General features: G+C 72.3%; 21 protein-coding genes and 2 pseudogenes. 19 read left to right on the top strand and 4 right to left on the bottom strand.

Annotated features, from left to right (window positions below):
• Positions 1 to 203 precede the first annotated feature (203 nt).
• From Y09_RS01895 to Y09_RS01840, 12 genes are all read left to right on the top strand, one after another.
• Positions 204 to 2,255 (top strand): PhoX family phosphatase, encoded by a 2,052-nt coding sequence (locus Y09_RS01895; RefSeq protein WP_053915970.1) that lies wholly within the window; start codon positions 204 to 206, stop codon positions 2,253 to 2,255.
• A gap of 458 nt (positions 2,256 to 2,713) precedes the next feature.
• Positions 2,714 to 5,776 carry a DUF4040 family protein gene (locus Y09_RS01890; RefSeq protein WP_082358581.1) on the top strand — a complete coding sequence of 1,021 codons (3,063 nt, stop codon included), beginning with the start codon at positions 2,714 to 2,716 and terminating at the stop codon, positions 5,774 to 5,776.
• Complete coding sequence (locus Y09_RS01885) at positions 5,773 to 6,102, top strand: sodium:proton antiporter (RefSeq protein ID WP_053915969.1); 330 nt, start codon at positions 5,773 to 5,775, stop codon at positions 6,100 to 6,102. Before Y09_RS01890 ends, Y09_RS01885 begins: the two co-directional genes overlap by 4 nt.
• Positions 6,102 to 7,640, top strand: coding sequence for a proton-conducting transporter membrane subunit (locus tag Y09_RS01880; protein ID WP_053915968.1), 1,539 nt, complete (start codon positions 6,102 to 6,104; stop codon positions 7,638 to 7,640). The genes Y09_RS01885 and Y09_RS01880 overlap by 1 nt, the downstream gene beginning before the upstream one ends.
• Positions 7,640 to 8,158: a Na+/H+ antiporter subunit E gene (locus Y09_RS01875; protein WP_053915967.1), complete on the top strand. Its 519-nt coding sequence runs from the start codon at positions 7,640 to 7,642 to the stop codon at positions 8,156 to 8,158. Before Y09_RS01880 ends, Y09_RS01875 begins: the two co-directional genes overlap by 1 nt.
• Entirely contained in the window at positions 8,155 to 8,415 is a 261-nt protein-coding gene (locus tag Y09_RS01870; protein WP_053915966.1) for a monovalent cation/H+ antiporter complex subunit F, read from the top strand. Before Y09_RS01875 ends, Y09_RS01870 begins: the two co-directional genes overlap by 4 nt.
• A complete protein-coding gene (locus Y09_RS01865; RefSeq protein ID WP_010552319.1) occupies positions 8,412 to 8,807 on the top strand; it encodes a monovalent cation/H(+) antiporter subunit G in 396 nt (131 codons plus the stop codon). Before Y09_RS01870 ends, Y09_RS01865 begins: the two co-directional genes overlap by 4 nt.
• 40 nt (positions 8,808 to 8,847) lie before the next feature.
• A complete protein-coding gene (locus Y09_RS01860) occupies positions 8,848 to 9,234 on the top strand; it encodes a hypothetical protein (RefSeq protein ID WP_053915965.1) in 387 nt (128 codons plus the stop codon).
• Positions 9,231 to 9,578, top strand: coding sequence for a GntR family transcriptional regulator (locus tag Y09_RS01855; RefSeq protein ID WP_010552317.1), 348 nt, complete (start codon positions 9,231 to 9,233; stop codon positions 9,576 to 9,578). The genes Y09_RS01860 and Y09_RS01855 overlap by 4 nt, the downstream gene beginning before the upstream one ends.
• A 207-nt stretch (positions 9,579 to 9,785) precedes the next feature.
• Positions 9,786 to 12,074, top strand: coding sequence for a prolyl oligopeptidase family serine peptidase (locus tag Y09_RS01850; protein ID WP_053915964.1), 2,289 nt, complete (start codon positions 9,786 to 9,788; stop codon positions 12,072 to 12,074).
• Positions 12,075 to 12,299: 225 nt separating this feature from the next.
• Complete coding sequence (locus Y09_RS01845) at positions 12,300 to 12,857, top strand: hypothetical protein (protein ID WP_053915963.1); 558 nt, start codon at positions 12,300 to 12,302, stop codon at positions 12,855 to 12,857.
• A 212-nt stretch (positions 12,858 to 13,069) separates the two neighbouring features.
• On the top strand, positions 13,070 to 14,950 hold the full coding sequence (locus tag Y09_RS01840; RefSeq protein ID WP_053915962.1) for a serine hydrolase: 1,881 nt from the start codon (positions 13,070 to 13,072) through the stop codon (positions 14,948 to 14,950).
• A 138-nt stretch (positions 14,951 to 15,088) separates the two neighbouring features.
• On the opposite strand, the gene Y09_RS01835 is transcribed toward Y09_RS01840, so the two are convergent.
• Positions 15,089 to 15,586 carry a glutathione peroxidase gene (locus Y09_RS01835; protein WP_053915961.1) on the bottom strand — a complete coding sequence of 166 codons (498 nt, stop codon included), beginning with the start codon at positions 15,584 to 15,586 and terminating at the stop codon, positions 15,089 to 15,091.
• Between the two features lie 234 nt (positions 15,587 to 15,820).
• On the opposite strand from Y09_RS01835, the gene Y09_RS01830 reads away from it, so the two are divergent.
• From Y09_RS01830 to Y09_RS01810, 4 genes are all read left to right on the top strand, one after another.
• Complete coding sequence (locus Y09_RS01830; protein WP_234695595.1) at positions 15,821 to 17,791, top strand: HNH endonuclease signature motif containing protein; 1,971 nt, start codon at positions 15,821 to 15,823, stop codon at positions 17,789 to 17,791.
• Positions 17,792 to 18,235: 444 nt separating this feature from the next.
• Complete coding sequence (locus tag Y09_RS01820; protein WP_200716741.1) at positions 18,236 to 18,880, top strand: TetR/AcrR family transcriptional regulator; 645 nt, start codon at positions 18,236 to 18,238, stop codon at positions 18,878 to 18,880.
• 2 nt (positions 18,881 to 18,882) lie between these two features.
• Positions 18,883 to 19,836, top strand: coding sequence for an SDR family NAD(P)-dependent oxidoreductase (locus Y09_RS01815; protein ID WP_053915958.1), 954 nt, complete (start codon positions 18,883 to 18,885; stop codon positions 19,834 to 19,836).
• A complete protein-coding gene (locus tag Y09_RS01810) occupies positions 19,833 to 20,657 on the top strand; it encodes an SDR family NAD(P)-dependent oxidoreductase (protein WP_053915957.1) in 825 nt (274 codons plus the stop codon). The genes Y09_RS01815 and Y09_RS01810 overlap by 4 nt, the downstream gene beginning before the upstream one ends.
• A 520-nt stretch (positions 20,658 to 21,177) precedes the next feature.
• On the opposite strand, the pseudogene Y09_RS01805 reads toward Y09_RS01810, so the two are convergent.
• Positions 21,178 to 21,414: pseudogene (locus Y09_RS01805) on the bottom strand (transposase); the annotation flags it as partial.
• A 135-nt stretch (positions 21,415 to 21,549) separates the two neighbouring features.
• On the opposite strand from Y09_RS01805, the pseudogene Y09_RS01800 reads away from it, so the two are divergent.
• Positions 21,550 to 22,209 (top strand): annotated as a pseudogene (locus tag Y09_RS01800) (IS481 family transposase); the annotation flags it as partial.
• 76 nt (positions 22,210 to 22,285) lie between these two features.
• On the opposite strand, the gene Y09_RS01795 reads toward Y09_RS01800, so the two are convergent.
• Positions 22,286 to 23,245, bottom strand: coding sequence for an aminoglycoside phosphotransferase family protein (locus Y09_RS01795; RefSeq protein ID WP_053915955.1), 960 nt, complete (start codon positions 23,243 to 23,245; stop codon positions 22,286 to 22,288).
• A 322-nt stretch (positions 23,246 to 23,567) separates the two neighbouring features.
• Between Y09_RS01795 and Y09_RS01790 the strand changes: the two genes are divergently transcribed.
• Both Y09_RS01790 and Y09_RS01785 read left to right on the top strand, forming a co-directional pair.
• Complete coding sequence (locus tag Y09_RS01790; protein WP_053915954.1) at positions 23,568 to 24,305, top strand: glutamine amidotransferase; 738 nt, start codon at positions 23,568 to 23,570, stop codon at positions 24,303 to 24,305.
• Between the two features lie 635 nt (positions 24,306 to 24,940).
• The gene (locus Y09_RS01785; RefSeq protein WP_053915953.1) at positions 24,941 to 25,825 is read left to right on the top strand and encodes a GH25 family lysozyme; all 885 of its coding nucleotides are present in this window, start codon (positions 24,941 to 24,943) and stop codon (positions 25,823 to 25,825) included.
• Positions 25,826 to 25,852: 27 nt separating this feature from the next.
• Here Y09_RS01785 and Y09_RS01780 read toward each other — a convergent pair whose 3' ends face one another.
• Positions 25,853 to 26,317, bottom strand: a complete 465-nt coding sequence (locus Y09_RS01780) for an activator of Hsp90 ATPase 1 family protein (protein WP_010549140.1) — start codon at positions 26,315 to 26,317, stop codon at positions 25,853 to 25,855.
• Positions 26,318 to 26,350: the final 33 nt, after the last annotated feature.

Below are 26,350 nucleotides of genomic sequence, written 5' to 3'. Positions count from 1 at the left end.
CGCGGCACCGCCGCTGTCGTGCGTCCGGGGCAGCCGCGCCGCGTCCGGCCGATTCCTCCGGGCTCGGTGGCTTCCCTACGCCCGGTGTTCATCTGGGCGTCCCCCGCGGGCCGGGAGCGACTCACCTTCGTGACGCACCGTCATCTGGTCCCGCGCATCGTGATGCGCAGGGAGACGAGTACACCAGCGAAGGACGTCATCCCATGGCCCTGATCGACCTGCCCCTGCTCATGAAGGACGCGGTGCGCGGCAAGCGCTCCGCGGTGACCTGCCAGCTCAAGTGCGCCAGCCAGTGCGCCTTCGGCCAGTGCAACCACTCGGACAACCCGACCTTCCGCGACATCGCCTCCGGCGCGCTGTCCCGTCGTGCGGTGATCGGCGGCTCCACCGCGGCGCTCGCGATCGGCCTGGCCGGCACGCAGGGCGCGCTCGCCGATCCCGGCAACGGGAAGGGCAAGGGGCAGGGCAACGGCAAGGGCGGCGCCGGCCACCGTCCCCCGAACGGCACCAAGCTCACCTTCACGCCGATCGAGCCGGTCGACGCGGCCGTCGACGAGTTCACCGTGCCCCGGGGCTTCGCCTGGCACCCGATCATCCGCTGGGGCGACCCGCTGTTCGACGACGCGCCCGAGTTCGACTGGAACGCCCAGAGCGCCGAGGCGCAGAAGCGCCAGTTCGGCTACAACAACGACTACACCGAGATCCAGGAGATCCCGGGCAGCGCCGGCAAGCGCGCCGTGATGTTCGTGAACCACGAGTACACCAACGAGAACATCATGCTGCCGGCCGACACCGACGCCGAGGAGGCGATCGAGATCGGCCGCGCCGCCCACGGCCTCACCGTCGTCGAGCTCGAGCGCAAGAACAAGAACTTCCCCTACCGCTACGTGCAGGGCGCGGAGCTGAACCGTCGCATCCTGCTGGACGACGAGTTCGCGCTGACCGGCCCCGCCGCCGGCTCCGACCTGGTCAGGACCGTCGAGGACCCCGAGGGCCGCACGGTGCTCGGCACCCTCGGCAACTGCGCCGGCGGCCTCACCCCGTGGGGCACCCTCGTCTCCGGCGAGGAGAACTTCCACGGCTACTTCCGCTCCGCCGGCACCTCCGACGCGGAGAAGCGCTACGGCCTGCGCGATGCCGCCACCGCCCGCGGCTGGGAGAACGTCTACGACCGCTACGACGCCCGCAACGAGGGCTACGAGAACGAGATCAACCGCTTCGGCTACATCGTCGAGGTCGATCCCTTCGACCCCACCTCCACCCCGCGCAAGCACACCTCGCTGGGCCGCTTCAAGCACGAGGGCGCGAACATCATCATCGCCGAGGACGGCCGCGCGGTCGCCTACTCCGGCGACGACGAGCGCTTCGACTACCTGTACAAGTTCGTCTCCCGCGACCGCTACGTCGAGGGCGACCGCGAGCACAACCTGACCCTGCTGGAGAACGGCGACCTCTACGTCGCGAAGTTCACCGGCAACTCGCCCGCCGCCGAGATCGACGGCTCCGGCGAGGTCCCCGCCGACGGCGCCTTCGACGGCACCGGCGAGTGGCTGCCGCTCGTGGTCGACGGCGAGTCCCAGGTCCCCGGCTTCACCGTCGAGGAGGTCCTCGTGCACACCCGCCTCGCGGCGGACGCCGTCGGCCCCACCAAGATGGACCGCTGCGAGGACGTCGAGCCCTCGCTGCACAGCCGCCGCGTCTACGTGGCCTGCACGAACAACTCCGGCCGCGGCACCGAGGGCAAGGCCGCGGCCGACGAGGCCAACCCCCGCTCCCAGAACCGCGACGGCCACGTCGTGGAGATCGACGAGCAGGGCGACCAGACGTCCACCGCCTTCGCGTGGAACCTGCTGCTGGTGGCCGGCGACCCCGCACAGGGCGATCAGACCTACTTCTCCGGCTTCCCGGTCGAGAAGGTCTCCCCGATCTCCTGCCCGGACAACCTCGCCTTCGACTCGGTGGGCAACCTCTGGATCTCCACCGACGGCGCCCCCTCCGGCATCGGCTACAACGACGGCCTGTTCCGCGTCACCCTGGAGGGCGAGGCCCGCGGCCGCGTCGAGCAGTTCCTCTCCGTCCCGATCGACGCCGAGACCAGCGGCCCGATCATCCGCGACGAGGACCGCTCGGCCTTCGTCTCCGTGCAGCACCCGGGCGAGGACGGCGAGTTCGGCGCCCAGCGCTCCTACTTCCCGGACTACGACGGCCAGGGCCCGAAGCCCACGGTCGTGCAGGTGCTGCCCCAGCGCGGTTGACCCCGTGCTGATCTGGCCCTGATCTCGCACTGATCTGCCGCTGGTCCGGTGCTCCGCCGGGGCGGGGTCGGCGTCGCTGCGACGTCGGCCCCGCACCACGCCTGAACGGCCCCGCGCGCCCCGCGAGAACCCTCGCGTCGTGCGGGGCCCTCGTGGTGCCCGCGTGCGCTCGGGAACGGCGGCCGGCGGGGCCGCACCGGATCCGACGGCCCGCGCCCTGCCCGACAGCCCCGCGCCCGGCCCGTCGGCCGCCCTACCCCGCGGCCTCGCTGTGAGCCTGCTCACCGGATTCCGCCCTCGCCCGCGGCGCGCGGCCGGGGCGGAGACGAGTTTCTCTCGCACGCGCGCGCGAGGAGCCCGCCCGGCCGGAGAGGTGGCGGCGCGTTGGAGCCCTCAGTCCGCTTCGCTAGACTCCCCGCCATGACCCGCCGTGACGCCACCTCCCACGCACGTCCGGGGTGCTGACGGTGTCAGTGCTGTGGACCCTGCTGCTCCTCGCCGCGACCGTCGCCGTCACCCCGGTGCTGGACCGGCTGATGGGCCGCGCGGCCTGCTGGGTTCTCGCCGCCCTCTACCTGGCCGCCGCCGCGGCGCTGCTGCCCGCCGCCGCCGCCGTGATGGCGGGCGGGGCCGGTGACCCGGCCACCACCTTCGCCGTCCCGTGGGCGCCGCAGTGGGGCGTGGAGCTCGCGCTGCGGGCCGACGGGATCGGCATCGTCTTCTCGATGATCGCGCTGGTGATCGGCGCGGTGGTGCTCGCCTACTCGGCGCGATACCTCCCAGTGGGCCGCAATCTCAGCTTCTCCCTGGTGATGGCGCTGTTCACCCTGTCGATGGTGACCCTGGTGCTCGCCGACGACCTGGTGCTGCTGTTCATCGCCTGGGAGCTCACCTCGATCGCGTCGTTCCTGCTGATCGCCCGCTCGGGCGCGGCTGGGCAGGCCGCCTCGATGCGCACCCTGCTGATCACCTTCCTGGGTGGCCTGGCCCTGCTCAGCGCCGTCACGCTGATGGTGCTCCGCCTGGGCACCACCTCCCTCAGCGAGGTGCTGGCCGACGGGATCTGGCAGCAGGACCCGGCGTTCACCACGCTGGTCGCCCTCCTGGTCGCGGTCGCGGCGTGCACGAAGTCCGCCCAGTTCCCGTTCCACGTGTGGCTGCCGGATGCGATGGCCGCGATCACGCCGGTCTCCGCCTACCTGCACGCCGCCGCCGTGGTGAAGGCCGGCATCTTCCTGCTGCTGCGCTTCAGCCCCGCCTTCCACGACGTGCCCGCCTGGAACGTGCTGCTGATCGTGGCGGGCCTGATCACCGCGTTCGTGGGTGGGTTCCTGGCCCTGCAGCAGGGCGATCTGAAGAAGCTGATGGCCTATTCGACGGTGAGCCAGCTGGGCCTGATCGTCGCCCTCATCGGCGTGGGCACCGAGTACGCGATCCTCGCCGCCGTGCTGCACACCATCGCGCACGCCCTGTTCAAGTCCGGGCTGTTCATGATGGTGGGCGTGGTGGACCACGCCGTGCACACCCGCGAGCTGCGGCGCATGCCGGCGCTGTGGCGCACGATGCCCGGCTCCTTCGCGGTGACCGTGCTGGGCTGCATGTCGATGGCGGGCCTGCCGCCGATGCTCGGCTTCGTCTCCAAGGAGTCGCTGCTCACCGGCGCGCTCGAGACCGGCGGCCCTGCCTGGGCTCCCTGGGCGGTGGCGCTCGGCATCGCCGGCGCCAGCGTGCTGACTTTCGCCTACTGCGCGAAGATCGTGCTGGGCGCCTTCGTGGACGGTCGTGACGAGGAGCTCCTGGCCCGCGTGGACGGGGAGCGGGCGCCGTCGGCCCCCGGCGCGCATGACGCCACCGGCGCGCTGGTGCGCGCCGAGGACGTCCACGCCCCCGGCCTGCTGTTCCTGGGTCCGGCCGCGCTGCCGATCCTGGTGGGCCTGCCGCTCGCGCTGGTGGTGGGGGTGCTGGACGCCCCCGTCGGCCGCGCGATGGACGCCGCCCTGGGCGGCGAGTTCCACCCCCACCTGGCCTTCTGGCACGGGATCACCCCGGAGCTGGGCCTCACCGCCGCCATCATCGCGCTGGGCACCCTGATCGCGCTGGCGCGGGAGCGGGTGCTGCCCGCCCTGGAGGCGCGGCCCTTCCCCGTGGACGGCGCCCGCGTGCTCACGGCGGTGGACCGCCTTGCCGAGCGCGTCGCGGCGGTGCTGGTGCGCCCCATCGCCTCCGACGACCCGATGCGCCACCTGGGCGCGATCCTGCTGGCCTTCGCCGCGGTGGTGCTGGGCTCCCTCGCTGTGCTGTGGGGGGACCTCGCGCCGCTGCAGCAGGGCATGAACCGCGGCATCGACGTGATCCTGCTGGTGCTGGTCACCGTCGCCGTGATCGTGGTGTGCACGCGGCGGGACCGGCTGGGTGCGGCGGTGGCGCTCTCCGCGGTGGGCATCCTCGCCACCGTGCAGATCCTGGCGCTGGGCGCCCCGGACGTCGCCCTCACCCAGCTGCTGGTGGAGTCGCTGACGATCATCGTGATCATGCTGGTGCTGCAGCGGCTGCCGCAGCGCTTCGAGGCCCCGGAGCGGGACGGCGCCCCGCGCCGCTCCCGCCGGCTGGGCGCGCTGCTGGTCGCGGTCCCGGTGGGTCTGGCCGCCGGCGCCGGCGTGTTCGCGTTCATGGGCCGGCGCGGCCGCAGCGAGGTCGCCGAGTACTACATCGACAATGCCGAGGAGATCACCGGCGGCCACAACATCGTCAATGTGATCCTGGTGGAGTTCCGTGCGCTGGACACGCTCGGCGAGCTCTCCGTGCTGGGCATGGCGGGCGTGGCGATCGTGGCCGTGCTCTCCAGCGTGCGTCACATGTTCATCGACCCCGCCCGCGCCGACGAGCAGGTCGAGGCCCCGCAACTGCGCGAGGAGGGCACCTCCGCGCACCGGGCCATCTCCTCGGCCTGGGGCAACGCCGCCGCGCTGCAGCTGATGGTGCGCGTGGTGGGCCCGGTCCTCGCGCTGCTGTCGCTGATGCTGTTCCTGCGCGGCCACAACGCCCCCGGCGGCGGCTTCATCGCCGCCCTGGTGGGCTCCGCGATCGTGGCGCTGCTGTACCTGTCCACCTCGCGGGACCGCCAGATCGGCCCGCCGCGCCTGCCGCTGCTGCTGATCGGCGGGGGCGTGCTGGTGGCGCTCGGCTCCGGCGTGCTGGGCTTCCTCCACGAGGGCTTCCTCGAGCCGCTGCACGGCTACCTGCTGGGCCAGCACGTCTCCACCTCGATGATCTTCGACCTGGGCGTGTACCTGGCCGTGCTGGGCCTGGTGATGGTGGCCGTGAACCTGCTGGGGGCCGGCGCTACCACGGGTGAGAAGTCCGGCGAGGGCACCCGTGAGCGCACCGACGAGGCGGTGGAGGGCGAGCTTCCCGGCCCGCTGGACACCACCCGCGGCGAGCCCGCGCGCCGCCGACGCGTCGGGGTGGGCACCGCGCATCTGACCGCCGGAACGAAGCCGAGGGAGGCCGGACGCCGATGATCCTCGCCCTGACCGTGGCCGTGCTCGTGACCGGCGGTGTGTACCTGCTGCTGCAGCGCAGCATGGTGCGCGCCGTGTTCGGGATGACCCTGATCAGCCACGCCGCGAACTTCGCCCTGCTGGCCACCGGCGTGCCCGGCTGGCGGGCCGAGCCGCTCACCGACCTCTCCTCCCGCGCCGAGATGGCCGATCCGCTGCCCCAGGCGTTCGTGCTCACCGCGATCGTGATCACGATGGCGGTCACGATCTTCATGCTCGCCCTCGCGGTGATCGGCCGGGACGACGACATGACCGCCTATCCCGACACCGGGGAGACCCACGACTGATGATCCCCGCCGTGAACCCCGCCCTGCTGCCGCTGTTCGTGGTGGTGCCCCTGCTGGGCGCCGCCGCGCTGGTGGTGGTGCGTCGCCGCCCCGTGGACGTCGCGGTGATGGTGGGCGCCCCGCTGCTGGTGGCGCTCGGCGCGCTGTGGCTGCTGGCCTTCCACCGCACCGTGCCGGTGCTCTCCCACGCCGTCGGCGGCTTCTCCGACGTGCTGGCGATCCCCTTCGTCTCCGACACCCTCAGCGCCGTGATGCTGCTGGTGACGGCGCTGTCCACGCTCGCCGCCAGCGTGTTCCTCGTGCTCACGGGGGAGGCGCGGTACCGTTTCGTGCCGCCGCTGGTGCTGCTGCTGAGCGCCGGCGTGAACGGCGCGCTGCTCACCGGCGACCTGTTCAACCTGTTCGTGTGGGTGGAGGTGATGCTGATGCCCTCCTACGCGCTGATCGCGCTGACGGGCACCTGGCGTCGCCTCGGCATCGGCCGACTGTTCGTGCTGGTCAACCTGCTCACCTCGACGGTGCTGCTGATCGGTGTGGGGTTCGTGTACGGCACCGCCGGCACGGTGAACCTCGCCGCGCTGGCCGGTGCCGGCGGCGAGGACCAGGTCACCGCCGCGGCCCTGGTCGTCGTGCTGCTGGCCCTGGCCGTCAAGGGCGGCATGGTGCCGGTGCATTCCTGGCTTCCGCGCGCCTACCCCGCGACGTCGGCCGGGATCATGGCGCTGTTCTCCGCCCTGCACACCAAGGTGGCGCTGTACGCGATCTACCGCATCGTCGCGGTCGCCTTCGGCGACGAGCTCCCGTTCCTCACCGTGTTCGCGGTGCTGGTGCTGGCCACGATCCTGGTGGGAGCGTTCTCCACCGCCGCGGCCACCCGGGTGCGCACCGCGATGGGCCATCAGATGGTCACCGGCGTGGGCCACATCCTGCTGGGCCTGGTGCTGCTCACCCAGCTCTCGGTGACCGCGGGCATCCTCTACCTGGTCCACCACGTGATCTCGATGTCCTCCCTGCTGCTCACCACCGGCGCGCTCGAGCACACCTACGGCTCGGGCCGCCTGGACCGCCTCAGCGGCCTGGCCCGGCGTGAGCCGTGGGTGATGGCCGTGATGGCGCTGGGCATGTTCAGCCTGGTGGGCCTGCCGCCCACCTCCGGCCTGTGGGGCAAGGTGGGCCTGCTGCAGGCCCCCTCCCAGCAGATCACCGGCGGGGACGCCGTGCTGGGCTGGGCGGCGCTGTGTGCGGTGGTGGTCGCCTCCGTGGGCTCGCTGCTGGGCCTGCAGCGGGTGTGGCGCAGATTGGCCTGGGGTGAGGACATGATCACCTACCGGCCGGACGATCCGACCACGGGCCGCGGCGAGGAGCAGCCGCTGCCCGACGAGGTGCGGGTGCCGCGGCGGCTGCTGGCCCCGGGCGCGGCCATGATCGCGCTGTCGATGGCGCTGTTCGCGGGGATCGGCGTCGTGCTGCCCAGCATCGACGTGGCCGCCACGGACCTGCTGGATGTCGAGGCCTACGTCGAGGCGGTGATCGGCTGATGCGCGCCTGGTACACGTTCACCTACGTGCTGTGGATGATCGGCGAGATCGTGAAGGGCTCCTTCGCGGTGACCGCCGGGGTGTACAGCCCGCGCACCCGCAGCTCGCCCGCGATCGTGGAGTACCCGCTGCGGGCCACCACGGACCTGGAGATCATCGCGATGGCCTCCTCGATCACGATCACCCCGGGCACGCTGGTGGTGGGCACCGCCCACGGCACCCTCGAGGAGGGCCCGAGCCTGTTCGTGCACGTGCTGTTCGCCGCGTCGCGCGAGCAGGTGGTCGAGGACCTGCGCGAGATGGAGCAGCGCCTGCTGCGCGCCTCCCGCGGGCCGGGCGGGGCCGAGGCGGCGCTGCTCCCGCGCCGGTCGCGCAGTGCGGTCGACGAGCGCTTCGCGGACGGGCGCGCCGTGCGTCGGATCCGCGCCGCGGGCCACCGCACGGGTCCCGGCGGGCACGCCGGGCCGGGCGGGTCCTCGCACGAGCAGTCCCGCGAGCAGGAGGAGGACGAGCGATGACCATCATCCTGTGGACCGCCTTGGTGCTGCTGGGCGCCGCGATCCTGGTGGGCCTCTTCCGGGTGGCCACCGCCCCGGATCCGGCGAGCCGCGCCGTGGTGGGCGATCTGGTGTTCTTCTCCGGCATCGGGGTGCTGGTGCTGATCGGCCTGGTGAACTCCTCCGCCGCGGCGGTGGACGCCGCGCTGATCGCGTCCGTGCTGGGGATCCTCGCCACCGTGGCCCTGGCCCGCATCCTCACGAAGGGGCGCCGATGAACCCCGTGCTCGACCTCGCCCTCACCGTGCTGATCGGCGTGCTGCTGATCGGCGGCGCGTTCTGGATGCTCACCGCCGCGCTGTCGATGTTCCACGCCCGTGATTCGTTCAGCCGCATCAACGTGCTCTCCCCGGCCACCGGCCTGGGTCTGCCGATGATCGTGATCGGCGCCTTCCTGCAGCACACCCGCACCAGCGGGCTGGACCCCGTCGTGCTGGTGAAGACGCTGCTCACCGTGCTGGCGCTGATCATCGTCTCCTCCATCGCCTCGAACGTGCTGGCGCGCGCCGCCTACCTCTCCGGCTCGCCCGTGGACCCGCGCACCGCCCCGCAGGACCTCGCCCGGGCGCCGGGCGAGGGGGAGCAGGAGCCGCACAGCGAGGAGCGCTGAGCGAGCAGGCTGCAGGGGCAACGGCCTGGCCCTCCCGCTGGTGCTGCTGGTGCCGCTGGGCGCGGCCACCTGGTGGGCCCTGTCCGGGATCGCGCGCCCGCCGCTGGCCGAGGCGGAGCCTGCCGACGCGGCGAACCGCCGGCTGCGCAGCGCGAACGTCGCGCGGGTCGCGCTCGGAGGGCTGCTGCTGCATCTGGGAACGATCGTGGGATCCCTGGCGAACACCTCGCGACTCTCCGGCACCTTCTCCGACGGTGACCGAGGGTGGTTCTCGATCAGCACGCCGTTCGCCGCCCTCTCGGGCACACTCGACGTGCTCTCGGCGGTGGCCGCGTGCGTGGGCTGTGCGCTGTGGGTGTTCACGGCCCTGACCGCCGTGCCCGCGCCGTCCCCTTCCCGCCCGCGTCGCAGTGCGGTCCCGTCGTGATCCTCAGCGTGACCCCGGAGGGCGGGAGCCCCGCCCGGCAGATCCACGATCAGATCAGCGGCCTGATCACCACGGGTCGGCTGGGCCGGGGCGAGCGCCTGCCCTCGGTCCGGCAGCTCGCCGCCGACCTCGCCGTCGCCCCTGGAACCGTGGCGAAGGCCTACCGCTCGCTGGAGGCGGACGGCCTCCTGGTGACCCGGGTGGGCTCGGGCACTCGGGTCAGCGACGAGGCGGCCCCGGTCTCCTCGGCCGTCGCGCAGGCGGCGCGCCATCTGGCGACCGCCGCGCGCGACGAGGGCCTCTCGCTCGAGGACGCGCTGCGGGTGCTGCGCAGTACGTGGTGAGGAAGACGCGGAGCCATGTCCTGCCGCCTCGGCAGGACAGGGCCCGCTCCGGCGACGTGCAGAGAATCGGCCGGCGGAGGATGGGCCCATGACCGTCGCGCCCGACCCCGTCAGCTCTCCGCGGGAGGGACGAGTCCATGATCCGGCCGCTGGATCCGGACGCACGACTCGACCTCCCGGGACCGCTCGCCTGCATAGGGTGGAGGCATGGTGACGACTCTCCCGTACGGCTCCTGGCCCTCGCCCCTGACCGCCGACCTCCTCGCGACCGGCGGCACCCGCCTGGGCTCGCCGCGCCTCGTCGGCCGGGAGGTGTGGTGGACCGAGGGCATCGCGACCGAAGGCGGCCGCCAGGCGATCGTCCGCACCGCGGGTCCCGTCGCGCTCCCGCCGGCCGAGGGCGCCGAGGGATCGGCCGCTGCGACCGACCGGGCCGACGGCGTCACCGCCGCCGACGCGGGCCCCGCCCCCGGGGTCGCCTCCGCCGCCGACGACTCGCAGCCGCCCGCCACGTCCGTGCCGGCCGACCGCGTCACCGTCCTGCCCGCCCCCTTCAATGCCCGTTCGCGCGTGCACGAGTACGGCGGAGCGAGCTGGACCGTGGTCCCCGCGCCGGGCCCGGACGGCCGGCCGCCGCTGGTCGTCTTCGTGAACTTCGCCGACCAGCGCGCCTACGCGCTGCGCGAGGGCGAGCGGCCCCGCCCGCTCACCCCCGTCGGCCCCGAGGTCGAGTCCGCGCACGGACCCTCGCTGCGCTGGGCGGACCCCACCGTCGTCACGCTCGCGAACGGCACGACCGAGGTGTGGTGGGTGTGCGAGGACCATACAGGCGGCGAGGAGGGTCCGCGCATCGACGCCGACGGCGCCCCGCACATCGAGCGCAGCATCGTCGCCGTGCCGCTGGACGGCTCCGCCGCGGAGGATCCCGCCGCCCTGCGCCGCATCACCCCCGCCTCCCGCTTCGTCGCCCACCCGCGCCTCAGCCCCGACGGCACGCACCTGGCCTGGATCAGCTGGGAGCACCCGCAGATGCCCTGGGACGGCACCGAGCTGCACGTCGCACCGCTGCTCGACGGCAGCACCGGGGAGGGCGAGATCATCGCCGGCGGCACCGACGTCTCGGTGCTCCAGCCCGAATGGCTCGACGACGAGCGCCTCCTGTACCTCTCCGACGTCACCGGCTGGTGGAACCCCTGGACGTGGTCGTCGGCCGACGGCGCCCGTCAGGTCCTCGAGCGCGAGGAGGAGTTCGCCGGGCCGATGTGGGCGCTCGGCACCACCTGGTACCAGGTGCTCGACGCCGACCGAGCCCTCGTCCAGCACGGCCGCGCCGCGACCTCGCTGTCCGTGCTGCGGATCAGCACCGGCGAGCTCGCCCCGCTGGACTGCCCGCTCACCGAGGTCGGCGGCATGCAGCGCCGCGAGGACGGGCTGCTCGTCCTCGCCGGCGCCTCGCCGACGGCGTTCGGCGCGATCCACCTCGCCGAGCTGCGGCTCGAGGAAGAGATCGCGCAGGCCGATCCGTCGGCCGACCCGTCCGACGCCGCGCCCGCGGCCGCCTCGACCGGCGGTGCTCCGGCGGCCGGACGAGCTCCGTCGGCCGCGCCGTCCCTCTCTGCGCTCACCCTGCTGCGCTCCTCCCGCGACGACGCCCCCGACCCCGGTCTCCTGCCGGAGGCGGAGAGCATCGAGGTGCCGCTGGCGGATGGCGGAGTGGTCCACGCGATCGTGCACCGTCCTCGGCAGGAAGGCCTCGCCGGGCGCGAGGGCGAGCTGCCGCCGTTCATCGCGCAGGTCCACGGCGGTCCCACCGCGCACGTCCCGCCGGTGCTCTCGCTGCCTGTCGCCTACTACACCTCCCGCGGGCTCGGCGTGGTGGTCGTGAACTACGGCGGCTCCAGCGGCTACGGCCGTGCCTACCGCGACCGGCTCAAGGGCCAGTGGGGCGTGGTCGACGTCGCCGACACCGTCGCGGTGATGGAGCACCTGGTCGCCGAGGGGATCGCCGACGGGGAGCGGCTCGCGATCGAGGGCGGCAGCGCCGGCGGCTGGACCACGCTGGCGTGCCTGACCCGCACGGACGCCTTCGCGGCCGGGGTCTCCAGCTTCGGCGTCGCCGAGCTCGAGCAGTTCCGCCTGGACACCCACGACTTCGAGTCCCGCTACATCGACGGGCTCGTCGGCCCCTATCCCGAGCGGCGGGACCTGTACGTCGAGCGCGCCCCGCTCAGCCACGTCGACGAGCTCGAGGTGCCGGTGCTGCTGCTGCAGGGCGACGAGGACCGGATCGTCCCGCCCAGCCAGTCCGAGGCCTTCCGCGACGCGCTTGCCGCCAAGGGCATCCCGCACGCGTATCTGCTGTTCGAGGGCGAGCAGCACGGTTTCCGGAAGGCGGAGACGATCGTGACGGCGATCGAGTCGTCGCTGTCCTTCTACGGGCAGGTGCTGGGCTTCAGCCCCGCCTGCGTGCCCGTGCTCGCGCTGGAGAGGAACTGAGGGTTCGGTGACCGCGAACCGGGGGCGGGGGAGACGATGACGGATCCGAGCACGAGCGGCGACGGGCACCAGGCCTACGAGCCGGGAGCTCCCCCGCCAGGGCCGGGAGCGTCGGGCGCCCAGGGGCCGGGACCGGGCTGGCCGGGGCCGGTCGGCCCGGAAGCCCAAGGCCACCGGGCCTACGGGCCGGGAGCGGGCGGGTGGAGTCCGGGCGGTCCTGCACCGGTGCCTCCGCCCGGCAGCGAGTCGTGGCCGCCGCGCGGACCGGTCCCGCCCGCGCTGTCCGAACCTCCGGTCCGCACGGCGTACGCCCTGATCGCGGTGATGGCCGTGATGGTGCTCAGCGGCCTCGTGCGCCTGCTCCTGGAGCTGCTCATGGCGGGTCGGCCCCTCGAGACGTGGACCGGGCTGCTGGCCGACCCCGGCGGTCGGGCCACGTTCGGGGCCGTCGTTGCACTTCTGGCGCTCGGGAGCCTGGCCCTCTGGGTCGCGGCGCTGGTGCTGTCGATCATCGTGATCGTGCATGCCCGTCGCGGGAGCCGGCTCTGGATCGGCGGGGTGCTCGCCATCGCCCCGGTCCTGCTCGGTCTGCTCTTCGGCATCGATGTCTCCGGTGACCTGGACCGATTCCCCGACGGCGTCGTGCTCGTCGCCCAAATCCTCGAGATCCTCGGGGACCTGGTGGTGGCGGGGCTGAGGGCGGCTTCGATCGTCCTGCTGGCGCTCGGCCTGCGCGAGGTGCGGGCGGCCCAGCGGGGGAGCGGCCCCGTCGGCGGTCGCTGACCTGCGGAGCCGACGACGAGCCCGCGCCCCCGCACCCGGCGTGTGACGGTTGCCACACGACAGGGCTGGGGATAGGTTGGTCGGCGGCGCGCGAGGCTCCCGACCAGGGGGAGCGGAGCCTGCGTGCCTCCCGGTCCGAGCAGCGGAGACGGACGTGCGGCGTCATCGAGGACGCCCCCGGCCGCGCGACGGACCCGATGTGAAGGAGCCCCATGGAACAGCCCGGCACCGACCAGAACGGCACCGATCAGCCCCGCACCGATCAGCCCGGCATCACCCGTCGCGTCGGCCTCACCGCCGGGGCGCTCGCCGCCTGCACCGGAGCCGTCGGCCTCACCACCGCCGCCCACGCCATGGGCGATCCCGCGCCGCGCAAGGAGCGCCCCGAGAAGCAGGCCGCCGCCTCCGCTCCCGGATGGCGGCCCGGCGGACCCCACCCCCACCCCTGGAACCGGCGCGGCTCCTCGAAGACGCTCGAGGAGGTCGGGCCCGCCGACGTCGGCCTGGACGCCGACGTGCTCACCCAGCTGCCCGGCATCCTCCGCGCCGGCCTCGACAACGACCCGCCCCGCTTCTCCGGCGCCACGCTCCTGGTCGCCTCGCAGCGCGGCATCGCCTACGAGCACGCCGACGGGTACGCGCTGCGCTGGCAGGACGCGAGCACCGAGCTGCCCGAGGCGGAGCGGATCCCGACGCGCACCGACACGATCTACGACCTCGCCTCGATCTCGAAGATCTTCACCGCCACCGCCGTCATGCAGCACGTCGAGGCGGGGCTGCTGTCGCTCGAGGACCGCGTCGCCGACCACCTCCCGCGCTTCGCCGAGAACGGGAAGGGCGAGGTCACGGTCCAGCACCTGCTCACCCATGTCGGCGGACTGCCCGCCTTCATCAACCTCTACTCCGCCTTCCCGGACATCCCCTCGCGGATCGACGCGGTGCTCACCGTCGCGCCGAGCACCCCGCCCGGCACGAAGTACGTCTACTCCGACCTGGGCCTGATCACGCTCGGGCTCATCATCGAGAAGCTCTCCGGGACGAGCCTCGACGCGTACGTGCGCGAGCACATCACCGGCCCGCTCGGGATGGACGAGACGATGTACAACCCGCCCGCGGAGCTGAAGGACCGCATCGCCGCGACCGAGTACGTGGAGTACTACGGCAGGCTCGTCCACGGGCACGTCCACGACGAGAACGCCTACTCCCTCGGCGGCGTCGCCGGGCATGCCGGGGTGTTCTCCACCGCCCGCGACCTCGCCGTGTTCGCGCAGATGTTCCTGCACGGCGGGATCTACGGCGGGGCCCGCATCCTCCAGCCCGACACCGTCGAGTCGATGTTCACCGACCGCATCGCCGGGATCACCGGCGTCGGCGGCGCGCGGCGCGGCCTCGGCCCCGAGCTCGAGGCCTGGTTCTACCACGCAGGCCTGACCAGCCCGTACAGCGGCGTGCACACCGGTTTCACCGGCACCTCGCTGGTCATCGACCCGCTCACCGAGACGGTCGTGGTGCTGCTGACGAACTCGGTGCACCCCACCCGCGAGTGGTCCACCACCTCGGTCACCCGTCGCGAGGTCTCCACCTGCGTGGCCCATGCGCTCGGGATCGTCCCCGAGAGCGTGCGGACCGGCTGGCGCGCCGGGGACCGTGACGCCGCCACGGCGACCCTGGAGATCTCCGCGGACCTGCCCGGCCGCGAGCCGGTGCTCGAGGCGGAGCTGTTCGCGCACCTCGAGACCGCCTACGACCTGCTGGTCCTCGAGGTCTCGGCCGACGGGGGAGAGAGATGGACGCCCCTGCCGGGCCGCCTCACCGCCCGCCACCAGGAGCCGGTCGAGATCCCCGACGGGACGATCACCGGCTGGGGCCGGCGCGTGGCATGGACGGGGACGTTCCCGCTGGTGGACACGTCGGGTCCGCTCTCGGGCGAGGTGCAGGTGCGGCTCGCCCTGACCACCGACGGCTCCACACGCGGCCTCGGCGCCTGGGTGGGGCGGCTGCGGGTCCTGGACCGGAGACAGGTGCTCGTGGACACCGATCGGCCCGAGGACCGGGACGCCGTCGTCGCCGACGGGTGGTCGCTGCCCGGGTGAGCCCGGCGGCGCCGGGCCGACGGCCTCGGGGCGAGGCCGTCGGGTCCGCGCCCGAGGTCGTCACGCACTGAGTCGTCGCGCCCGGAGCCGTGGCGCCCGGAGCCCTCGGGGTCGGCACCCCGGCCGGCCGTCGGCCGCTCAGGCGCCGAGCGCGGCCTCGATGTCGTCGGCGATCTCGTCGGGGGTGGTCTGCGGCGACCAGCGACGCAGCACCTGCCCGTCGCGGTCCAGCAGGAACTTGCCGAAGTTCCACTCGATGTCGCCGGCGGGGATCTTCAGCCCGCCCTCGAGCTCGTGCTCGCCGGTCAGCCACTGGTACAGCGGGTGCGCGCCCTCGCCGTTGACCTCGATCTTCGAGAACATCGGGAAGGTGACGCCGTAGTTGACCTGGCAGAACTCGGAGATCTCGTCGTCGGTGCCGGGCTCCTGGTTGTTGAACTGGTCGCAGGGGAAGCCCAGCACGGTGAGCCCGCGGTCGGCGAAGCGCTCGTGGAGGGCCTGCAGCCCCTCGTACTGCGGGGTGAGCCCGCACTTGCTGGCGGTGTTGACCACGAGCACGACCGAGCCGAGATGCTCGCCGAGGTCCTGCTCGGTGCCGGAGAGGGTGGTGGCGGTGAAGTCTGCGAGAGTCGTCATGCCTCCATTGTGGGTGCCGCGGCTGGGCGGAGGTCGAGGGCGGGGCTTCCCCGGCGCAGGGACGGGCCCGCACTCCACCTGGTGCCCGGCCCCTCGACGGTGACCGCTACTCCACACCGCCCTCCCCACCAGGTGCCCGCTCCCTCGACTCCGACCGTTCCTCCACACCGCCCCGCCGTCCCCATTTCCCGTCTCTGCCTGGTGATCTGCCGCGGGCGCCGGAAGCATGGAGGCATGACGAGCGCACCGTGGTTCCCGGGTTCCTCGGGGGAGGACACCCCCGAGGAGACCCTCGCCGCGCTGCGCCGCACCGACCCCGTCGGCCTCGCCCAGCACCTCGGAGACCTGGCGTTCCTCCTTCAGGGGCTCGCCGGCGACCCCGCCGAGCTGTTCGCGACCGAAGGCAGGCCCCGTCGCGAGTTCTCCGACCTGCTCGGCGCGATCCAGGCCTCCCGCGGGGCGCTCGATTCCCTCGAGGCCCGCGCATTGATCGCGCTGCAGGACACCACGCGCCGCGAACGCTGGGAGCAGGCGCGGGCCGACGTCGCCCACGAGGACGCCGCCACCCCCTCGCGCAGCCGCATCGAGCAGGAGGCCGACGGCTCCACCGTCACCGACATCTCCCTGATCACCCGCCGCTCCCCGCACACGGCCGGCCGCACCCTCGCCTCCGCCCGCCGCCTCGTCGAGACCCTCCCGCAGATCATGTCGGCGCTGGCCGCGGGCCGGATCGCCGGGGACTCCGCCTACGCCGTCGCGGGCGCCTCGGCCGTGCTGGACCCCGACCTCGCCCGCGAGGTCGACAGGATCCTCGGCGAGCGGCTGCCCGAGCTCGACGGCGCCGGCACTCGCAGGTGGCGGGACGCGGTCGCGACCGTCGCCGGGGAGCTAGACCCGGAGGGGGCGGCGCTGCGCCACCGCCGGGCGCGCAGGGACCGCCACGTCACGATGACCCCCGGTCAGCACGGGATGGCGACCCTCACGGCGCGGCTCTCCGCTCTCGACGCCCAGCAGATCCACCGCCGCCTCAGCCGCGAGGCGGAGCGTCGCCGCGCCGCCGGGGACCGCAGCGGCCACTCCGCCGTGATGGCGGACGCGCTGGTCGATGCGTTGCTGCGCCCCGAGGAGGGGGCGCCGCCGGTCACGCTCGAGGTCGGCGTGATCATCACCGACCGTGCCCTGTTCTCTCCGGACGCGGGCGACGTCGCCCACCTCGAGGGCTACGGCGCCGTGCCGGCTGAGGCGGTGCGCGAGCAGCTCCTGGCCTGCACGACCCCGCCCGCTGCGGGGGAGCGCGATCCCTTCGGCCCCGACGGCGAGGACGTGCGGGCGACGCTGCGACGTCTCTACGCCCATCCCACGGCCGACGAGCTCGTCGCGATGGACGCCGCCTCGCGGCCCTTCCCTCCCGCGATGCGACGCTTCCTCAGCCGGCGCGACACCACCTGCCGTGGACCGTTCTGCAATGCGCAGATCCGCCAGTACGACCACATCGTCCCCGTCTCCAGCGGAGGCCCCACCAGCCTCGACAACGGACAGGGGCTCTGCGCCCACTGCAATAAGAAGGAGCAGCTCGCCGCCCAAGTCGAACGGGTCGAGAACCCTGCCCTGCCCGGGCACCGGGTGCGCTGGACCGGGCACTCCGGTGCGGCGCGGGAGACCGGGCCGACGCCGCTGCGGGGGCCATCGGGTCGGAGCGGATCCTCGGGACGAGGCGGGGTGTCGGGCCGGGAGGGCTCGTCGGGGCCGGACGGCACCTCGGGGCTGGAGGGCCTGTCGGGGCCCGATGTCACATCGGGGTTGGAGGGCCTGTCGGGACGAGCTGAGTCGTCGGACCAGGGCGCACCCCGGTATCGTGCTGCCGTTAAGCGCCTGCGCGGTGACGATGAAGAGATCTTGTCCCTTGACGAGCTGCAGCGGCGGAGGCGTCAGATCGAGAGGCTGGAGACGCAGTTGAGGGTCGGTCCGCGGCCGTCGGTGGTGCGCAGCGCTGACAACCAGGGCGAGGAGACGATTCGCGCGGCCGATCTCCGGCGCGGAGACTGCATCGTCGATGCGGGACCTCGAATCGTTGTACGCGCGGAGCCGGGGGACAGGCCAGGTCTCGACCCATACGTCATGGTGACCTATCACGATGGGCTGGAATATCCGTACAGCTGTGAGTACAGGTTCAACTTCGGGCGAGAAGAGGACATCATGGGCTAATGCTGGCTACGCCCGTCGCGGCTGTGTGGTTTCGTGAGTCCTCTGTCGAGGACCTGAGCCGCGTGACCGTCCGACCGAGGCCTCTGCGCAGCTTGTCAGGGCCCTACGCCATCGACCGACCTGGAGCAGCGAGCCCTGAGGTCAGCCAGGCCGTCAACGACCTGCTGCTGGCGGCTAGCACCGACTCGCTGTCCACGTGCGACCTCTGCGGGGAATCGGCCGAGGGACGCCTCTCGTTCGGTGTCACCCGCTGCCCGGCGCATCAGTGACCGGTCCTCGGAGCGCGGGCCCGTCCGCCGGGGTGGGTATCGTGGAGAACGAATTGACGACCCGCCGCTAGGTTCAACTGGCCTGCAGTCGGAGCCGGCGCATGCTTGCCCACTGGGCACGAGGGCTGTACGTTATGAAACGAAAGCGTTTCGTATCGGAGAATGAGAGTGGTTCATGGCCATGGCGGAGGGATCAGGTGGACTCGGAGGATCGTCAGGTCGCCCTGTCAACGCTGAACTGACCCCGGCGATCATGGAGGCGGTGCTGTCTCTGCTCGCGGAAGAGGGCTACGCCCGGCTGACCACCGCTGCGGTCGCAAAGCGGGCCGGGGTGTCCACAGCGACGCTCTATCGCCGCTGGCCCTCCAAGCGGGAGCTCCTGCTGGCCGCGGCAGGTCAGATCGGCGAGGCCGAGGCGACCGACGTCGACACCGGCACAGTGGAGGGAGACCTGCGCGCGCTGCTGGCCCATAAGCGTGCTGTGCTCTCCAGCAGGATCGGGGCGACGCTCGTTGCGCTCGTCGGTGAGTCGGCGCATGACCGAGAGCTCGCCGCGATCGTGCGCACCAGCATCCTCGAACCGACACGCGAGCACCTGGAGGCGATCTTCGACCGTGCTGCCGCACGGGGCGAGGCCGTGGGAGCCGATGCCGTCTCCGCGGCGCACCTGGTCGTGGGGACGGTCCTGGCCCGCGTCGCGTTCGCAGACGGCGGAGGCCGCGACGACCTTCTGCCGGGCAGCGACGTGACACTCCTGGTCCAGGCCATCGCCGGTGACACTGCCCAGCCGGGTCCCGGCGGAAGGGCACAGAGGCGATGACAATGGAACAGACCGTCGTGATGACCGGAGCGAGCCGCGGGATCGGCCGAACGGCGGCCCGCCACCTCGCCAGCCGGCCAGGGATGCATCTGGTGCTGCTGAGCCGTACAACGCCACAGGCACTGGTCGACGAGCTGCGGGCAGCCGGCGGGTCGGTGACTGTCATCCGCGCCGACCTGTCCTCTCTGCGCAGCGTGAGCGAGGCGGCTGACGAGGTGGTGGAGCTGGTGCTGTCCGGCCGCCTGCCACCGATCGGAGCGCTGGTCTGCAACGCTGGCGTGCAGCACGCGAACGCGCTGAGCCGGACCGTCGACGAGTTCGAGGCGACGGTCGCGGTCAACGTCCTGGCGAACCACGTCCTGCTGCGGAAGCTTCAGGACCACCTGGAGTTCGGCGCACGGATCGTGGTCACCGTCAGCGACACGCACTTCGGCGACCTGAGGCACAACCTCGGCATGGTGCCGGGCCCGCAGTGGCGTCCGGTCGAGACGCTGGCCCGAGTCGCCGCTTTCCCCACACCGAGCAGTAGTTCGGCGGGGCGCACCGCCTACTCGACCAGCAAGCTCGCCGCGATCTACCTCGTCCACGAGTACGCACGCCGACTCCCGGCAGGATTGACGATCACCTCGTTCAACCCGGGGTTCGTGCCCGGCACCGACCTCGCCCGTGACGCCGATGCCGTCTCCCGGTTCGCCATGCGACGGATCATGCCCCTGCTTTCGCTCACCCCGCTGGCGACATCGCCCGACCGGGCAGGGCGATTCCTGGCCGACGCGGTACTCGGCACCGCCTCGGCCCCGTCTGGCGCGTACATCGACCGTGACCGAGTGGCTGCATCGTCACCGGAGTCTTATGACCGCCAGCGCGAGCGCGAAGCCTGGGAGGCGGTCGAAGCGCTCACAGCCCGGTTCCTCCCCTCTGCTGCTGACCCGAATCCAGGAAGGGAGAACCGATGAGAACGATCGTCATCACCGGAGCCAGTGACGGTATCGGCGCGGCAGCCAGCCGACAACTCGCGGGGACGGGCGCACGGCTGATCCTCGTGGGTCGCTCGGCCGAGAAGACCCGCGCGGTCGCCGCCGCCACCGGTGCCGAGCACTATGTCGCCGACTTCGCCAAGCTCGGCGACGTGCGCCGCCTCGCCGACGAGCTGAACGACACATGCGATCGGATCGACGTGCTGGCGAACAACGCCGGGGGCATGTTCTCCGGACCGACAGCCACCCAGGACGGCTTCGAGAAGACCTTCCAGGTCAATCATCTCGCCCCTTACCTCCTCACGCACCTGCTGATCGACAAGTTGATCGACAGCCGCTCGGTCGTGGTCAACACCTCCAGCATCGGCGCGAGACTGTTCGGCCACATTGACGTCGAGGACCTGAACAACTGGGAGGGGTTCTCACCAAACAAGGCCTATGGCGACGCCAAGCTCGCCAACATCCTGTTCACCAAGGAGCTGCACGAGCGCTTCCACGGCCGGGGCCTCTCCTCAGTCGCATTCCATCCTGGCAATGTCGCGACGAACTTCGCCTCGGACACAGACAGCTACTTCCAACGCGTCTACCACGGCGCGCTCAGGGCGTTCCTGATCTCCCCAGAACAGGGAGGAGCGCGCCTGCGGCACTTCATCGAGGGTCAACCGGGCCGGGCGTGGACATCGGGGGAGTACTACGGTACACCGGGCCGGGTCGGCCGCACGAACAGGCAGGCCTACGACGCCGGTATCGCGGCTGAACACTGGCGGCGAAGCGCGGCCATGCTCGATGTCAGCTGGTGACGGGAACACCCATGACGATCACCACCGGTGAGCGCCAGCGACGCCGCGAGCACGTCGACGCCGTGCGCGCCAATGTGCCCTCGAGAGCCAGCACGTCATGCCCGCCACGCACGATGACCAAGGGGACTACGTGGCCGGGGACATCGACCTCGACGTGCTCGGTGATCGTGTCCGTGCCCGGAGCACGCCGGGAAACCCGCGCGCCATGAGGTGCGGGGCTCGGTGGCGGCAAATAAACGGAAAAGTTGCGTTGCGCAACCCAATCTCTCGATCGGACTATTCGTCATCGGGGACGATGACGGATGTCGGTGGGGTTCCATCGTCGGGGGCTCGAGGAATGTCGGCAAAAAAGTGTGCCGCCGCCGCAACGGGCCAGGTCCATTGGCTGAGCGAGCCGCTGCCCGTTCGGATATCTCGGAATCGGTGACAGAGCCTCGCGGCGTTGGGGAAGTCGTTCTCGATTCGTGAATCGTCAAGCTTGAAGGTGGATGTGGCCTGTCCCATCTTGCCCTGGTTCTGCAAGTGCGACGTCGATCGTGCCGACGCGGGTGTCGAGGTCGCGATGGCGGTAGCCGTTGCGCTGCGCAGAACGACCAGCGCTGGGCCGGCCGTACTCCGCGCCGGCAACAGCGTCCGCGTCCGCGGAGAGCAGGGTGTTGATCACGTCCTGAAGCAAGCTGCGCATCAGATCCGGGGACGCTTCGGCCAGAGCTTCACCGAGCAGGCCGGAAGGGTCGACAATGTGAGGAGCGGTCATCGTGATGACTCCGTTCGAGAGTGCTGTGAGAGGTTCACTCGAACGATCACACGGTGGCCGCGTCCTTGTCCGGGACGATCACAGGGCCACCGCGCTACACCACTATCGGGTACTTAACTTGGTCGCGGTGTCCACTTGAACCGCCTGTCTCACGTCGACTGCGCCACCGGAGAGCCTGTTCGTCGCTACGAGCATGACCATCCTGGGGCGATGCTGCACGTCGACGTGAAGAAGCTCGGCAACATCCCAGACGGGGGAGGCTGGCGCTACGTCGGCCGCCAGCAGGGCGAGAAGAACCGTGCCGCGACTCCTGACAAGCCCAGGAGCAAGTACCGGGACCCGTTGATGGGCAAGGCCTACGTCCACACCGTCATCGACGACCACTCCCGTGTCGCCTACGCCGAGATCCACGACGACGAAACAGCCCACACCGCCACCGCGGTCCTGGTGAGGGCTGTCGAGTGGTTCAACGCCCGCGGGGTGACCGTCGAGCGGGTTCTGTCGGACAACGGTGGCGCCTACCGCTCACACCTGTGGCGCGACACCTGCGCCGAGCTCGGTATCAGGCACAAGCGGACCAGGCCGTATCGGCCTCAGACCAACGGCAAGATCGAGAGATTCCACCGCACCCTGGCCGACGGCTGGGCCTACGCCCGCTGCTACACCTCCGAGACGGAGCGCCGCGGCGAACTCGACGGCTGGCTGCACTACTACAACCATCACCGGCCCCACACGGCCTGCGGCAACCCGCCGCCCTTCTCACGATTGACCAACATCTCCGGTCAGCACATCTAGAGCGTCACTCGACCCCTTCAGCAGCAAGAACCCTGGAGCGTCACTCGACCCCGCGGGCCGCAGGGACCCTGCAGCGTCACTCGACCCCGTCGGCCGCGAGGCGGAGCGCCGCCGATGCGGCGTCACCGAACTCCCCGGCCTCCTGCACGCAGCGGGCCAGCAGCCACCGTCGGGTCCGCCGACGATCCAGCCCCGCGAGGTCAGCCATCCGATCGGCGAACGCCTCCGGATCCGCGACCAGGCGCTCCCCGTCGTTGAGCATGTGCTGCAGCGCGTCGTAGTGCGGATCGCCGATGTACGGCTTCGGATCGATCATCAGCCACCGCTCCGGCCCGTCATGGGTGAGGATGTTGCCCGGGTTCAGGTCCGTGACCAGCAGGATCTGCTCCCCGTCCCAGTCCCGGGGCAGCGCGCGGAACAGACCGAGGCCGTGCTCGACGAGCCCCGACGGCAGCAGCGACGGGACGGCCTCGGCGTGCCGCCGGGCGGCGCTGTCGGCCCACCACGCGCACATGTCGGCGAGCGGCCGGAACGAGGACGGGGCGGGGGCGGTGGAGTCGGCGACCGGATCGTCGTCCGCACCGAGCAGCTCGTCGACCGGGACACGGAGCCGACGCAGCACCGCCGCGGCCACCTCGTCCCGCTCGGACCAGGTCAGGCAGCGCGCGAGCGGCACCCCGGGCCGCACGTGCTCCATCAGCAGAGCCGCCGTGTCACCCCGCCGCTCGCTGCGCAGCAGCTGCGCCGCCCCGAGCCCCTGCCACGCCCGCATCCCTGCCGCCTCGTCGCGGGACTCCTCATGCGCCCACGCCACCTTCAGCACCCGCTCGTCCCCGCCCGCGGTGCGCACGGGCGCGACCCAGGCGCTCGAACCGCCAGGTCGGAACGGCGGCAGCGCCCTCAGCTCCCACCGCTCCAGCACCTCGTCGACCAGCGCGGGAAGGCGGGCGAGCCACGCGCGCAGCGCCGGGTCCTGCGCCGCCCGAAGCCCTTCCGGGAGCGGATGTCCCGCGACCAGCGCAGCCGGTGAGCTCACGGGGCGAGCACCCGCTCGGCGCACTGCATGGCGGGCCGTTCGACGGCCGCAGGAGTCAGCGCGAGGCCACGAGCGGGGGAAGCGGTCACGGGATCTCCTCGATGAGCGTCGTCGACGCCCCGCAGACTACGGGAGAGGCTGGCCCGGCCGGCGGGACCGCGGTGCGCGCCGACAGGACAGCAGTGCGCGCCGACAGGACCGCAGTGCGCCGACGCGCCGCGGCACGGCCCGGCGGCACGTCCGCGGAGCCGTCGATCACCGGCGATGCAGGAGCCTGCACGGACGGCCGGGAGCACCGCGCACCAGTGGATACGATGCGCTGGTGAAACCGTTCGTGCAGATCGCCACCCGTCCCGAGGACGACGTCGCCGCCACCGAGCGCGCCGCCGTGCTCAACTTCACCGGCCTCCAGGAGCAGGACCTGCTCTGGGCGCGCCTGGACCGCGACCCCTTCCCTGACCTCGCGATGGACGACATCTCCGGCATCATCCTGTGCGGCAGCCCCTTCACCGTCTCCGACCCCGTCGACTCCAAGAGCGAGGCGCAGCTGCGGGCCGAGGCGGAGATCGACCGCGTCCTCGACCAGGTCATCGCCCACGACGTCCCCTTCCTCGGCGCCTGCTACGGCATCGGCACCCTCGGCAGCCACCAGGGCGCCCTCATCGATCGCACCCACGGCGAGCCGCTCGGCGCCGTCGAGGTCACCCTCACCGAGGCCGGTCGCGAGGACCCGCTGGTCCGCGCCGCGCAGCTGGAGGACACCTTCCTCGGGCTCGTCGGCCACAAGGAGGCAGTGCACACGCTGCCCCCGCACGCCACCGCGCTCGCGAGTGGACGCACCGCACCGGTGCAGATGTTCCGCGTCGGGACCAGGCAGTACGCCACCCAGTTCCACCCCGAGCTGGACGTCCCCTCGATCATCGAGCGGGCCCGCGCCTATCGCGACCACGGCTACTTCTCGCCCGACGAGATGGAGGGGATCTTCACCGAGCTGCGGCACGTCGAGGCCGATCAGCCGCCGCGGCTCCTGCGCGCCTTCGCGGAGCTGTTCGCGCGCTGACCCGACTCGCGCGCTGACCCGACTCGCGCGCTGACCCGACTCGCGCGCTGACCCGACTCGCGCGCTGACCCGACTCGCGCGCTGACCCGACTCGCGCGCTGACCCGACTCGCGCGCTGACCCGACTCGCGCGCTGACCCGACTCGCGCGCTGACCCGACTCGCGCGCTGACCCGACTCGCGCGCTGACCCGACTCGCGCGCTGACCCGACTCGCGCGCTGACCCGACTCGCGCGCTGACCCGACTCGCGCGCTGACCCGACTCGCGCGCTGACCCGACTCGCGCGCTGACCCGACTCGCGCGCTGACCCGACTCGCGCGCTGACCCGACTCGCGCGCTGACCCGACTCGCGCGCTGACCCGACTCGCGCGCTGACCCGACTCGCGCGCTGACCCGACTCGCGCGCTGACCCGACTCGCGCGCTGACCCGACTCGCGCGCTGACCCGACTCGCGCGCTGACCCGACTCGCGCGCTGTGCCGGCTCCCGTGCCGACCCGACTCGCACACTGACCCGACTCGCACACTGACCGGCTCACCCGCTGACCCCGCCGGGAGGCGGGAAGCGTTGTCCTTCCTCCGTTCCCGCCCGGCACGTCTCCCGCGGCGGCCTGGCCTGCTCCGGTAGCGTCCGGTGCGTGCCACGATTCACGCCTGAGCAGGTCCGCCGACGTCAGATCGTCGCGGGCTCCCTCGCGCTGCTGCTCGTGCTGGTCATCGGCGGATGCTCCGTCTCGGTGATCCGCGGCCTCGGCGGGGGCGGGCAGGAGGCGGCCAAGAGCGATCCGGCGCCCTTCACCGCGGACGACGCGGCGATGGAGGTCGCGGCGACCTCGGCCGACGCGGCCGCGCTCGAGAACCTGCCCGCGGAGACGACGCTCGCGCCCGACGAGGTGATGGGCATCGACGTCTCCGCCCACCAGGAGGAGATCGACTGGGCGGCGGTCGCCTCCGACGGGTACGGCTTCGCGTACATCAAGGCGACCGAGGGCGCGGGCTTCGTCGACTCCCGCTTCCAGGAGAACTGGGACGGCGCGCAGGCGGCCGGGGTGGTCCCCGGCGCCTACCACTACTTCACGCTCTGCTCCTCCGGTGCGGACCAGGCCGAGGACTTCCTCGCCGCGGCCCCGCCCGACGACTCGGCGCTGCCGCCCGCTCTCGACCTCGAGTTCGACGGTGCCTGCGAGGAGCGGCCCGGCGCGGTCGACGCGCAGGCCGAGGTCGACGCGTTCACGGCGATCGTCGAGAAGGCCTGGGGCCGTCGTCTGCTGATCTACTCCTCCTCGGAGTGGCGCGATCACTACGGCCTGCCGGTCACGGACTCACGCCCCGACTGGCTGTTCTCCGCGGGCAGCCGCCCCGTGCAGGGCGACTGGGCCGTGTGGCAGCTACGCTTCGACGGGGCGGTCTCCGGGATCTCCGGCGGCGTGGACATCGACGTGGCCCGCATCGAGGTGCTGCGCGAGCACGCCGAGATCCCCGAGGGCGAGGGCGCGATCAGCCACGAGGTCGACGAGGGCTGACTGCGCGGAGGGCTGACTGCCGGGCTCTCAGCCCTGCAGGTCGAGGCGGCCTCCGGCGAGCTCGCGGCCGTGGGCGGCGACGACGTCGTCCAGGACGAGGTTCCAGTGGTCCAGCAGACCCTGTCGCTCGGCGGCGCCGAGCAGGCGCTCCTGATGGATCTCGAGGATCGTGGCCCGGCCGAGGGACTCCGGGGCCTCCTGGAGCGTCACCTGGAACACCGTCTCGTGGTCCAGGGTGTCGGGGGTCCAGCGCAGGCGGACGCGTCGGCCGACATGGCAGCCGATCACCCGGCCGTGGACCCGGCCCCCGCGACGCACCGGGGCACCGACCATCTGGGGGACGGACTCGACGCCCAGCCACTGGGGGAGCCACTCGGCGAGCAGTCGCTGCCAGATCTCGGAGGGCGGGGCGGGAAGGGTGCGTCGGACGTCGAGCTCCCACCCGGCGTCGTGGGTGAGGCCGACGGGGGAGTGCCAGGTCTCGGTCTGCATGCTTCCACGGTAGGACCGGCCCCGGGGAGAACC

This window comes from Brachybacterium sp. SW0106-09 (assembly GCF_001293905.1).
In the GTDB taxonomy this organism is placed as follows: Bacteria; Actinomycetota; Actinomycetes; order Actinomycetales; family Dermabacteraceae; genus Brachybacterium; species Brachybacterium conglomeratum.
Note: the sequence above shows the minus strand (reverse complement) of the source record. Positions and strands in the feature narration are given on the sequence as shown.